The following is an 11,861-nucleotide window of genomic DNA, read 5'->3' as shown; positions in this document are numbered from 1 at the left end:
TCAGCCGCCCTCCCCGGCCTGCGCCTTGCCATCGTTGCCGCCATTGCACAGCACACGGGTGGACCAGCCGCTCGCGTCATAGTGCTGGGTCACGGTATCGACCAGGTAAATGCCATCGACACCCGCCTTGAACCCGCTCAGCTCGACCCGGCACTCGGCGAACAGATCGGTGCGACCCGGCAGTTGCAGGCGTACGCCGGCAGTCTGTCGGTTGAAGTCCGCCAGGCGCGACCTGGCCAACTGCCGCGCCGCCGCTTCGTTGGGCTGGACATGGCGCTCGACGTACTCGGCCTGCACCTTCTTCGGTGCGTTGGAGTTGGCCACCTGCACTGTCCGCAAGACCCCATCGGGCCCCTGGAACGGCACGCTCACCTGCGCGACCACCTTGCGATCATCCAGGGTGAAGCTGAACGAGCTGACGTCTTCACGCTTGAGCAGCACCGTGTCCAGCGGCTGCCCCGACGCGCTGCGGCCAGCCTGGCGCGGCATGACCAGCAACTTCAGGTCGGCGATCTTCGCTGTGCAGTCGTACTGCCGCGCCAAGCGGGTGATGAAGTGATAGTCGGACTCGTTGATCTGGTCCGCGCGGACAATCCGCGTCTGCACCTCGCACTGGGCTTTCCAACCGTTGCGGGCAGCGATGCGCTCGACGATCTGCGCCAGCGTCACATTCTCCCAACTGTCGCTGCGGATGGATTTCGCCACGTTGCGCGAGTCCGCGGACCTGGCCTTGATCAACAGGCTATCCGGCGCGCCGCTGAAGGTAATGGTGTCGACCTTGTAGCGGCCCATCGGAGCCACGCCGGTTTCCTCGTAGCCCAGGTACAGCGCCAGCTCTGCGCCACGCCGAGGCAATGCCACGGTGCCGGCGCGGTCGTCGAGCGTGAGCGAAAGCGCGTCCGATTCCAGACCGTGCTTATCGGTCACTTCCAGCTCGAGCACACGGTCGTTGACCTGTGCAGTGATGTCGCGCCCATCGGCGACGATGCGGAAGACAGGTTTCATGGGTCACCCGAATAAAAAGGCCCCGCTGGTGCGGGGCCTGGATGGAACATGCCGATCAATCCCACAAGCGAACCTGCGGATTGTCCGGCGCCGCCAGCTCGGGCATGCGGATCAGGACGCCGGCGCGCAACGGTTGTCGCTCGTCGGCCAGGCCCGGATTGGCATCGAGCACCGCCTCCACACAGCCCTTGAGATGGCCATAGCGCTGATAACAGAGCTGGTCCAGCACGTCGCCATTACTGCTGCGATAGATCGTTGTCGTCGCCATAGCGGTTGAACTCCAGTTCGAAGGCTTGATTACGCGGGGCCCCATTGGCCAGCAGGGCAGTCTGCGTCTCGGTCACCTTGGTCAGGCACCAGGTTCCCAGTGGATCGCCGTAGCCGCTGATCAAGTTCACCGGTTTGCCGCTCAAGGCTATTTCGCGCAGCTGGTTTGGAATCTTCCATCCCACGCGCTGACCCGATACCCGCGACAAGGCCGGCATGAGCGTCGCCTTCAGCAATAGCGTCTCCGTGCCTGCACCGACATATTGCAAGGCGCCCCGGCGGCCCAGCCGCGCCTGCTCCTTCCAAGTGAGCTGGCTGGTGCGAGTCGCCGACTCGAAGGGCATCGTGTCGATGTTGAAGAAGAACTGCGTCTGCGCGCCCACTACGTTCATGACCAGCAGGTGCGGCTGGGGAATCGCGCACAGGAAATCACCGGGTGACGGCTGGGGCGCCAGCACCGAGCTGGGCAGTATCGAGCCCAGCGAATTGCCGACCTTGCCGATGACCTTGTCCACCGCTTTCCTGGCCCGGTCCACCTGTTCGCCCAACCCCTGCATCCGCTCATCGATTCCTTTCAGGGCACGCGTGGCGCTGTTGTAGGTGTTGACCACCTGGTTGACCTTGACCTGCGCGCGCTCGATGCCCTGCATCGCGCGCTGAACCTTGCCCGCCATCTCCGGCGAAACGCCCGGCAGGCCTTCCAGCTCGGCGGCCGCGCCACGGATTTCGCTGACGGCGCCGTTCACCGGCGCGATCACCGTGTCCAGGTCGCGGCGGCCATCCTCGGCTGCCCGGGCCAGCTGCGACAGGCCGTTCTGCATTTGTTCCCAATACGCCATATCGCCTCCTTAAACCACGACCATGTCGAACAGCGCATCGCGCTGCCGATCCTGGGAGAAATCCGCCAGCATCCGCCGCAAGCGCGGCAGCAATTCATTGGCCAACTGATCGGGGTCGCTGACGTTGCCGGATACGTTGATGCTGATCTGGGGCGAGAACGTCCAGGTTTCGGAGGTCGGCGCCAGAGGCGCTGCCGGTGCAGATGCGTTGGGAGAAGGCCGCGACGCTTCTGTGAAGACCGTATCGCGCGAAACGGCATTGCCGAGGTCAAATGCCCTTGCCGAAGTCGAATCGCCTTCGTCCGAATCGCTGCTGAACATTCGATGCAACCCGTCACCCAGCGACTTGCCGACCTCCCCACCACCCCAGGCGCCCAGTGCCCCGCCCACCAGTCCGCCAACGAGGGCTCCCGCTGCCGTTCCGACAATCGGAACCAAGGATCCAACGGCCGCGCCGGCCAAGGCTCCAGCCTCAGCCCCGGCAAGCCCCCCGACCAGAGAGCCCGCCGCATCGCCGTAGCCCTTGGCTTTGTCCTGGGCCGAGCCATTGCCGGTGTAGGTTTCGTAGGCAGTGATGCCAGGCCCGACGGCTATGAGTGCCCGCCGGCCCATCGCATGGCCTACTCCACTGCGCATCGCGCTGCTCAACCACTCGCCCGCTATACGTAGCCCACGACCTGCAGCACTCCACGCGGTACCCAGATATGCACCGGCTTTTTGACTGGCTGCCCCCGTCCAACTGGAGACACCATGCCAGGCATCTTTCGCCACTCCGCCCAGGGCAGCGGCGCGCGATCCGGCGCCCTGACGAACACCGGTCACGGCATCGCCCGCCCAGGTACTTGCGCGGCTGCCCCAATTGACGGTCCTCTGCCAGGCGGCGCCAGCCATGCTGCCAACGGTCTGGTATGCCCGGCCCGCGCCCTGCCGTATCGCCGACCCGACACTTGAGGCGATGTCCGCACCGCGTCCCAGAACGCGCCCGCCCCAGGAGTTCGTCGCAGCGCCGACATCCTTCACGTCCTTGTACACGCCCCGCACATCACTCAGGACCTTCAGACCGCCTGCCACCGCAACCAGCGCAGTCAGGCCGGCGGTCAGGCCGGGGTTTTCCTCGACCAGCGCGGTGGCCTGGCCAAGCCCCTGCGTGGCAGGCCCGATCAATGGGCGGAAGGTGTCCTGATTGGCGTCGCTGACACTGCGCCAGAACTGTTGCCAGGCGCTCTCGAGGGATTCGCTCTGCCCCTGGCGGGTGCCCATGCGTGCATTCGCATCGTCCCGCAGCCAGCGCCCGCCTTCCGACTGTGCGCCATCGACCTGCTGCTTCTGTATCCACTCGCGATTGCCCTTCGCATCCGACGGATCGCGCTCGGACAACTGGCTCGACAGGCGACGCGCGAGCAGCTCGACCGAACCTTCACCCTGGTCATGGCGCTGCGCCAGGGAGGCGTATTGCGCCCGCATATCGCCGGCGCTGGTCACGCCACCGACCTCATGGAGACGCTGGGTCAATTCGGCGGTGCGCTCCAGCGGCACGCCTTGCCCATAGGAGAAGGTCGCAGCATCCGGGAGAAAGGCCAGGGAGGTCTTCAGGTCCATACCCTGGTTCATCATCAGCCGGATCAGGTCGAGCACATCGTCGCTCGACAGCCCGCTGTCATTGGCCACCTGCCGCACGTTGCGCGCGAGGTCGCGCTCGCTCTGCTCGGCAGACAAGCCACCGCGCGCCGCCAGCTCCTGCACCTTTCCGTTGAATTGCAGGCTTCGGAACATCGTGCCGACAACGCCGCTGGAAGGCAGTGCGGATTCACCGCGCTGCCAGCCCCCCTGGCGTGCGGGCGCATCACCACGCATGGCCACCGGACTACCCAACAGGCCAATGATGCCCTGCAGGCCAGTGCGTACCTCCCCGGCGCCACGCTCCAGCACCTGGAGCTGCCGGCCAAGGGTATCGCGGATGAGCCGCGACTCATCGCGCAGGCCATCCAGGGCGACACTCCAGGTGCCGAGGAACTCGAGGCTGCGCATGCGTGCCGACGCGTCGGCAAGCACCTGGCCGAGGGAAGTGTCGAGCACTCCGCCCACGGCCGGCACCATCTCAGTTGATTCATTCATCGTTCATCACTCGCCCCTCTGACGAAAAAAGGGGCGCCGGTTCAGGCGCCCCTTTCCTGGGCAAACCAGCCCGCCTACTCCCCCAGCCACCAACGCAGGTCGCTGAGGGTCATGCGCTCCAGTTCACCTGCCGTGAAGCCCGACTCAGTCGCCAGTCGCCGCGCCAGCTCGCGCATCAGCGCGAAGCTCATCCGCGTCCTCTCGCACCAGGCGAAAGTAGGCGTGCTGCAGGCGCTGGTAGTCGCTGAGTTTCAACCCCTCCAGGTCCTGGCGGCTGACCTGCAGCAGCGAGGCAAACAGTTGCAGTTCGCGCTCCTCGTCGTCGCTGGCGACCTTGCTGGCCTGGCGGATGTCGCGCACCGTCGGTGCGCGCAGGGTGAGAGCGTCGACCTCGACACCGTTGCAGGAGGTCGGGCGGGACAGCGTCACCACTGCCGCGTCCTCGGACAGGCTCAGCCACGCAGGCTGTTTGACGGAGTCTTGCATCAGGATTCTCCTCAGGCGCCCAGGTCAGCGCGCAGCGCGGCGAGCTGATCGACACCGTTGATCTTGCGCACGGAGTTGACCGGGTCGATCTCGAACATCTCGCGACCTTCGATTTCCAGCTTGTAGTAGGTGACAGCCACGCTGTAGGTGCAGGCGGCCAGCTCGTTGGCCTTCCACTCGCCCGGATCGACTTCCTTGAGCAGGCCGCGAACGGTGGCAACCACCGGCACGGTGCCACCCTTCTGGGTCTTGAAGGAGCCACGGAAGGTGCCGTTGAAGGAGCCCTGGTCGCTCAGGCCGAAGAACTTCATGGCCTCGCGACGGGCACCGTTGGTGGTGAACTTGGCCTCCATGGCCTCCAGCCCCATGTCGAGCTGGATCGGTGCATCCATGCCGCCGGCGCGGTACTCCTGGGTCTTCACCTTGAGGGCCGGCAGGGTCAGGGACGGCACGTCACCGGCAAAGCTGACGCCGTCGACGAAGAGGTTGGTGTTGGTGAGGATCTGCGGAATCATCTGGGGTTCTCCTTAAGCTGCGTCCAGGACTTCGGTGAGCCACTGATCGGTCACCTCGACGCGGAAGTTGGGGTTCTCGGCAGGCGGTACGTCGGTGAAGCGGATGTTCCAGTACACCTTGCCCTGGGCCAGTTGGCTGGCGGTGTTGAGTTCCGGGTCGGCGTAGACCTCGAAGTCGATCACCGCGCCCTGGTTCTTCAGGTCGCGCATGAAGGCCTGCAGGCCCTCGGTGACGTCCTTCACGTAGGTCTTGGTGATGCCGCGGTCGACCGCCCACTTGTGCCCGGCGAGGATCGCGTCCATCACCATGTCCATGGTCCGCACGCGGGTCACGAAGGCCCACTTGGCGTCGCTGGAAAGGGTGCGGTTGCCCCACAGGCGGTAGCCGTCGTCGCGGATGACGGTGGTGATGTTGGCGTTGTTGAGCAGGTTGGCGCGGCAGGTCTCGTCGCCGTCGAGGAACTCGATCGGACGGCCGGTGCCGGTGATGCCGAGCAGTTCCTTGTTCGACGGCGAGGACCAGAAGCCGTACTGGCTGTCGGTCCAGGCGAACAGCGCGGCCGCGTTGGCCGACGCCGGTGCATCGACGGTGGCGCTATTGGCGGTATCCCAGTACTGCACGCCCGGATCGACCAGGTAGATGCGCTTGCTGCCGAACTCGCCGGCGTAGGCGATGGCCGCCTCGTCGGTGGTGTTCGGGCCGTCGACAATGGCGATGGCGCGCAGCTTCTCGGCCAGCGCGCCCATGGCGGTAGCCACCGCCTGGGTGGCGGAATGCTTCGGCGCGATCAGCAGACGCGGCTGCGCATTGAAGCGCGACTTGCCATCGAGCAGCGCCTGCAGGCCGGTACGCTGGCCGGCTTCGGTGACGGTGCCGATGATCGCGGAGGTCAGCTGCGCCGCATCCTCGACTTTCGCCACGCCCACCGCCACGACCACCGCAGCGGACTGGGTGAAGATGGCGGTGCAGGACTTGTAGATCGCCGAGGCGGTACCGAACGCGGCAGCCGCTTCGCGCAGGCTGGTGAGCAGCACCGGCACATCGGCCTGCGCGATCAGCTTGGCATCGGGGGTAAAGGTGTCCACCAGGCCGATGATCGAGGACGACGGCAGCGCAATGGTACGCGCACCGACGTCGACATTGGTCACGGTGACGCCGTGAAAGAAGCTCATAGGGTTTTCTCCAGACATAAAAAAACCGCCGGGAGGCGGTTGGTTGGGTTGCCCGAGTCGCAAATGCATCAGGCATATCAAGGTTACTCATCAGTTCGGAGGTGAACCGACGAAACCTGGTCATTTACTTAAAGCTGAGATAGGGAAATACGGCGAGAAAAGTACACTGGATGGTCAGATCCCAAATGCAAACCAGCGGAAAGTGACTACCGGCGGTACAACCAGATCGCCAGCACTCGTATAGACCTTGCCTGCCCTATAGACAATGAACTGCGAATTACTGATGGCGGACGCACCTACTGGAATACAACTGTTTCCGGAGTCACTCGCCACTATCTGTAAACAGGCCGAAGGGAATGGAATAGTGAAGGAGAAATTGCCTGAGGCAGCCCCGATGGCCGTGGCATTGACGCCCCACTGAATCAATAGTCCACTCGGCAGACGCTGATATCCGCTCGAGGCAAGACTAGCATCGAACGCACGACCAGCTTTCAGAAAGCGTACACCGTTACCGGAAGTGATTTTCCAGGAAGCGCCAGTGGATACAACGGTTATGGTCTCGTCGAAAGCCATCGCGTAAGGGGAGATGTTGCCCCCTAATCCCTCGGCAATCAGGATATCGCTACCCGACGTGACCAAGCCAAAGCTCGACATGGCCCCCGAAGCATGAGTGACCGTGAACGTTGATCCAATTGGGACGTTGCTGATCAAAGGAAGAGCAAGACTGACTGCACCAGTTCCAACGTTCGATGCGACAAAAAAACCTACTTGAGCAGGAGTCAACGTCGTATTTGCCGAAACCGCAATGAAGCCGGAACAATTTCCAATTGCTTGACGAACGAACTCCGTAGTTGCCAGACGCTGGCTGGAGTCGAATCGCGGTGGAGTCTGAGCACTCGGCACCCCCACGAATACTGGTGAATCTTTTGGAGCAAGGGGGGTTATCGTAGCTTGGACAAAAGCAGTAGTTGCCAGCTGTTGGTTATTAGTTCCCTGCGCAGCGGTGGGTGCGCTCGGAACTCCGCTGAATGTCGGCGATGCTAATTTTGCCAGTCCGTTAGTAATGTTCTGAAATTGCAAGGGTGTGGTGCCCAATACAATCTGACTGTCTGTAACTAGTTGCCAGACACTATCTGCCAATGATGTTCCACTCTCCACCGCTACCGTCAGCCCCGGAGTTACTTCACTGCTGTCATCGGCATCTGTAGTGCGCTTCCATGCACCACTGGCAACAACATACAAGCCATTGTCCACGGAATAGCTCTGGTTCTTCACCAGCACACGGTCCCCCGCCGCCAGCGCAACACCATCCACCGTCTGCAATCCGCTCAGCGTGATACTCGCGGTCGTCGCGGCGCGCACGGACTGTTTGTAATCCAGCCGATTCAGCGCGGTGACGATGGAGTTATCCACGTACTCCCGCGTCGCCAGCACCACACTCGGATCGATCTTCAGTTCCACCGAAGCCGCATTGCTGACGATCAGCACGATGCGCACGGTCTGGGTGCGGCCGCTGCCTTCGGCCAATTGCGGTTTATAGGACGGCGCGCAGTTGGCGTAGGCAATCAGCGCGCCGGCCTCGTCGTACAGACCCATCTCGCGGATCCACCAGCCACCCACGTCCTCGGGGATGACCTGTTCGGCGATGATCTGCGCGCTGTTCGCCGGGTCGACGCTCAGGCGGTTCAGCGGTGCGCGGCGGACTTCGTTGACCAGCTGGGTGCGGCTCGCGTCAGGAGTCGGCACGTTGCCGCCGCCGTCGCCCACGGCGAGCTGGGTGATTTTCAGGGTGGTGCCCAGCGCGGTGGCATTCGCCAGCTTGCCGGCACCGATGGTGGTGAGAAGTGCGTAGTAGGTTACTGCCATGGGTAGACACTCAAGCTGTCGATGGTGTGTTCCCGGCCCGGCAAGCCGTGGCTGCCGATCGCTTCGATCACGTCCGGGAGGTAGGGGTAGACGGTGACGATGTCGCCGTCGTATTGCCCGGAGCCGACGGTGATCCGCCCCTGGGATTCCAGGCTGATATCCAGCCCGATGAGGTGCCGTGTGAGCGGTTTGGCGTCTTCGATCAGACGCTCCACCTCCTGGTACATCTCTTCGCTGATGCCGCTGTCGAGCACGCCGATGCGCAGGCGGAAGGTGCCCGGCTCGCCCATGGGCGAGCCCTGCCACCACTCGATGATTTCGATCAGGTAACCCAGCGGCTCGATCACCCGCCGCAGCGCAGCGATGGTTCCCTTGTGCTGGTGGATGCGGAACGCGGCGGCCACTGCCTTGCGCTTCACCGCCTCGTTCCACGTCGGGTCCCAGCGGTCCACCGACCAGGCCCAGGCCAGATAGGGCAGCAGCGCGACAGGGCAGCGTTGCGGGTCCATCAGCTCGCGCAGTGGTACCGGCAGGTCGGCAACCTGTACATCCGCCAGCACGCGCTCCAGCGGCGTCGAGTTGATCGGCAGCAGGCGGCTACTCATCGGAGCCACCCACGCGGATCTGATAGCCGCTGCAATACGCCGCCTGGGTCGAGTCGAGCACCACGTCGGCAGCCGGCTTGGCCAGCTCGACGCGCTGCACGCCTTCCACATGCAGCGCGGCAAACAGCGCGCTGCGGCGGATATCGCGGCCGATGCGGCGCTGCGTGGCGATGTAGCTCTGCAGCGAAGCCTCGGCAGCCTGCTGGATCAGCTCGGCCTCGGGGCCCGGATAGATGTAGAGCACCGCATCGACCTGATAGGGCACGATGACGGCGGACTGCACGGTGAGGCGATCGCCCACCGGGCGCACGTCTTCGTCGTTCAGCACCTTGCGCACGGCATCCAGCAGGTCAGTCGATGCCGCGCCATTACCCTCGGAAGACAGCACGCTGACCAGCGCCTCGCACGGCTGCGGACTGATCGCCGAGACATCGGCGATGCGCCCGTCGGCGCCAAGGGCGAAGGCCACGTAAGCGTTGCGCGGGCCGGCCACCGAGAGTTGGTCGAAGGCCAGCTGGGTGCGGTTGCGCAACGAGTCGTCGCCCTCCAGCACAGCCGGTGTCGGTGGCGAGGTCGTGGCATCCGCTTCCTGGATAACCAGGCGCCTGACGTTGTAGCCGGCGGCCAGCTGATCCAGGTCGCCCTGGGTGGCGTAGCCGAGCATCACGGCGCGGGCTGCGTCGTTGATCCGGGCACGCAGCAGCAGCTCGCGGTAAGCCGCCAGCTCCAGCAGCTTGACCACCGGATCGGACTCCACCGCAGCGGTCCAGCCTTCACCCATGGCGCTACGAAAGTCCGCCAGCAGCTCTTCATAGAGCGTCTCGTAGTCGAGGCTCTCGACCACCTGCGGCGCGGGCAGTTGAGACAGGTCGATCAGGCTCATGCCGCCACCTCCAGTCCGATTTCGTCGCCCAGGTAGACGCCGCGCAGGCGCAGCGAAACGCTGCCGGCGACCACCGCCACGACCTGCACCGAACTCAGTCGCAGACGAGGTTCCCAGCGGCCGATGGCGCGGGCCACCTCAGCCTGTACCGCGCCCTTCCAGCCTTCGGTCACCGGCAGGTCGACCATGCGCCGCAGGCGGCTGCCGTACTCGGGACGCATGCGCCGGCTGCCCAGCGGGGTGGTGAGGATGTCCTCGATGGATTGCTTCAGGTGCGCCAGCGCGCTCAGCGACTGGCCATTGCGTCGATCCATGCCGATCATGGCCGCGCCCTCCGTCGCTCAGGGTGCGCACGGGAAAAGTTGCCCATGGCAGGTCTCCAGAAATGCAGAGGCCCGCACGTGGCGGGCCTGGGTTGGAAGTCGAAGCGACTTCAATGAGTGTGGTGGTTGCTGTTGCCGGCGGTGTCCATGATCGAGCCGGTGCTGCTGATGTTGCCGTTCACCGTCAGCGCGCCCTTGATACTCACCGGCCCGCTCAGCTGGATGCTGGCGGCGGTGACGTTCACCGCCCCGGAATCGACCACCACCTGCGTACCGCCGACTTTCACCGTGGCGGTGCCGGCGGGCAGTTGCAGGTCATAGCGATGCGCCTGCCAGTCGTAGCTGAGCACGGCGCCATCGGGAAAATGCCAGCTCTCTACCTCGCCACGATTGTTCGGTGGCGCCGAGGCAGCACCGAACAGCCCCGGCACGAAGGTGCCCATGGCAGCCATGCCGGATGGACTGAGCAGCACGCCCTGCTCGCCCAGGCTCGGCGCGCGCCAGTGCCGTGCGGCGCCGGCCGCCTGGGCATGCCAGCGCACCCAGGCACTGATCCATTCGCCGGAGCGCACGCGCACCCGCGCCGCCGCCAGGTCCACGGCCACCACTTCGCAGGGCATGACCAGCGCGGCGAGCATGCGGTCGTGTTCGGCGCTCACGTAGTCCTGGTTCATTGCAGGGCTCCCGGATCGAAGTAGTCATCCTCGTGGCCCGGACCGGTCTGCGGGTCGAAGCCGAGCCTGAGGCTGCCCAGCGGCTGGTCTTCCCAGGGCCACTCGGTCTCGCCCAGCAGCACCGGCTGCTGCCACTCCACCAGCCACACGCGGCAGGCTGCGAGCACTGGATTGTCGAGCTCCGGTTGCGCCTGGATGAAACTCACCGGTTCCAGCTCCAGCCCCCAGTTCTGTGCACGCAGCTGTACCGCCAGCACCGCGACATTGCGCAGCGCCAGCTCCTCCGCTTCGGCATCGTCGCGCGTCACCAGCAGGCGCGCCTGCAGGCGGCAGATCAGCGCCGTCTGGCCATTGCCGGGATCCCGGCCCGGCAGCATCCCGGCGTACTCCAGCGCCAGCGCGGGGAGTGTCGCCGGGGCCTGCTTCAGCGGGCCGCGCAGGTAATCGCCGATCTCGCCCAGTCGTGCGCTCAGCGTCTGCTCGACCGCATCGAGCAGCAGGGCCAGGGTCAAAGGTTGTTCGGACATGTCGTCTCCTCGCTGCTTCACTCTTGGCCGCGCTCGCTCGGCGGCAACTCGCAGACACCCAGGCGTTTCGCCGCCCAGCGTTCATAAAGGCCGACGGCGATTTCCGCGCCGGCCGCCGCGGTCAGACTGCCGATGGCGGCGGCGAGGGTCAGCGAGGCGCCACAGGCCATGGCCAGGAACATCACCGCCATGCCGCAGACGATGGAAGCGCCGGAGCGCAATGCCAGCCGCCGCAGCAACCGCCAGCCTCCCAGGCCCGCCTTGTCGGCGCGCCACATTTCACCGCTGATACCGCCCGCGACAGCGAGCAGGATCAGCCCCCACAAAGGCACGTCGGCCAGGGTCTGAGGTTCGTTGCCCATTGGCTCACCTTGGATAAAGACGCCCGCGAACGGGCGAAACCGGCGGCTATCAGCCAACCGGGGATGACTGCCGGCGTCCTCGCCGGCCACCCGCCGCAACCGGCGGATCAGAAAACGCGGGCATGAAAAAGCCCGGCTCAGTGGCCGGGCTTTTCGGGGTTTCGCGTTGTGCTCCCTGGGGACGCACCTTTACAAGAATGACTACTTTTTACCCCCCGATT

The 11,861-nt window shown here is 64.8% G+C and carries 14 protein-coding genes; all 14 read right to left on the bottom strand.

The genetic code is table 11. The annotated features are described in order from the left end of the window. A complete protein-coding gene (locus ABKS89_RS02990) occupies positions 1-1,005 on the bottom strand; it encodes a phage late control D family protein (protein ID WP_138212974.1) in 1,005 nt (334 codons plus the stop codon). Between the two features lie 55 nt (positions 1,006-1,060). Beyond that, positions 1,061-1,273, bottom strand: coding sequence for a tail protein X (locus ABKS89_RS02985; protein WP_138212975.1), 213 nt, complete (start codon positions 1,271-1,273; stop codon positions 1,061-1,063). Next, positions 1,242-2,111 (bottom strand): phage tail protein, encoded by an 870-nt coding sequence (locus ABKS89_RS02980; protein WP_348589130.1) that lies wholly within the window; start codon positions 2,109-2,111, stop codon positions 1,242-1,244. Before ABKS89_RS02980 ends, ABKS89_RS02985 begins: the two co-directional genes overlap by 32 nt. A 9-nt stretch (positions 2,112-2,120) precedes the next feature. Next, entirely contained in the window at positions 2,121-4,226 is a 2,106-nt protein-coding gene (locus ABKS89_RS02975) for a phage tail tape measure protein (protein ID WP_348589131.1), read from the bottom strand. A 144-nt stretch (positions 4,227-4,370) separates the two neighbouring features. Beyond that, positions 4,371-4,712 (bottom strand): phage tail assembly protein, encoded by a 342-nt coding sequence (locus ABKS89_RS02970; RefSeq protein ID WP_138212978.1) that lies wholly within the window; start codon positions 4,710-4,712, stop codon positions 4,371-4,373. Between the two features lie 11 nt (positions 4,713-4,723). Next, a complete protein-coding gene (locus tag ABKS89_RS02965) occupies positions 4,724-5,227 on the bottom strand; it encodes a phage major tail tube protein (RefSeq protein ID WP_138212979.1) in 504 nt (167 codons plus the stop codon). Positions 5,228-5,239: 12 nt separating this feature from the next. Continuing rightward, positions 5,240-6,400, bottom strand: coding sequence for a phage tail sheath subtilisin-like domain-containing protein (locus ABKS89_RS02960; protein WP_348589132.1), 1,161 nt, complete (start codon positions 6,398-6,400; stop codon positions 5,240-5,242). 174 nt (positions 6,401-6,574) lie between these two features. Continuing rightward, complete coding sequence (locus ABKS89_RS02955; protein ID WP_348589133.1) at positions 6,575-8,266, bottom strand: phage tail protein; 1,692 nt, start codon at positions 8,264-8,266, stop codon at positions 6,575-6,577. Then, the gene (locus ABKS89_RS02950; RefSeq protein ID WP_348589134.1) at positions 8,257-8,871 is read right to left on the bottom strand and encodes a phage tail protein I; all 615 of its coding nucleotides are present in this window, start codon (positions 8,869-8,871) and stop codon (positions 8,257-8,259) included. The genes ABKS89_RS02955 and ABKS89_RS02950 overlap by 10 nt, the downstream gene beginning before the upstream one ends. Beyond that, on the bottom strand, positions 8,864-9,754 hold the full coding sequence (locus ABKS89_RS02945; protein WP_348589135.1) for a baseplate assembly protein: 891 nt from the start codon (positions 9,752-9,754) through the stop codon (positions 8,864-8,866). Before ABKS89_RS02945 ends, ABKS89_RS02950 begins: the two co-directional genes overlap by 8 nt. Next, positions 9,751-10,077 (bottom strand): GPW/gp25 family protein, encoded by a 327-nt coding sequence (locus tag ABKS89_RS02940; protein WP_138212983.1) that lies wholly within the window; start codon positions 10,075-10,077, stop codon positions 9,751-9,753. The genes ABKS89_RS02945 and ABKS89_RS02940 overlap by 4 nt, the downstream gene beginning before the upstream one ends. A 110-nt stretch (positions 10,078-10,187) precedes the next feature. Then, on the bottom strand, positions 10,188-10,751 hold the full coding sequence (locus ABKS89_RS02935) for a phage baseplate assembly protein V (protein ID WP_138212984.1): 564 nt from the start codon (positions 10,749-10,751) through the stop codon (positions 10,188-10,190). Next, positions 10,748-11,278 carry a hypothetical protein gene (locus ABKS89_RS02930; RefSeq protein ID WP_348589136.1) on the bottom strand — a complete coding sequence of 177 codons (531 nt, stop codon included), beginning with the start codon at positions 11,276-11,278 and terminating at the stop codon, positions 10,748-10,750. Before ABKS89_RS02930 ends, ABKS89_RS02935 begins: the two co-directional genes overlap by 4 nt. Positions 11,279-11,295: 17 nt before the next feature. After that, positions 11,296-11,640 carry a phage holin family protein gene (locus ABKS89_RS02925; RefSeq protein WP_024763586.1) on the bottom strand — a complete coding sequence of 115 codons (345 nt, stop codon included), beginning with the start codon at positions 11,638-11,640 and terminating at the stop codon, positions 11,296-11,298. Positions 11,641-11,861 lie beyond the last annotated feature (221 nt).

The organism is Pseudomonas sp. LABIM340 (genome assembly GCF_040017195.2).
Classification (GTDB): Bacteria; Pseudomonadota; Gammaproteobacteria; order Pseudomonadales; family Pseudomonadaceae; genus Pseudomonas.
This window is presented reverse-complemented; position numbering and strand designations above follow the sequence as displayed.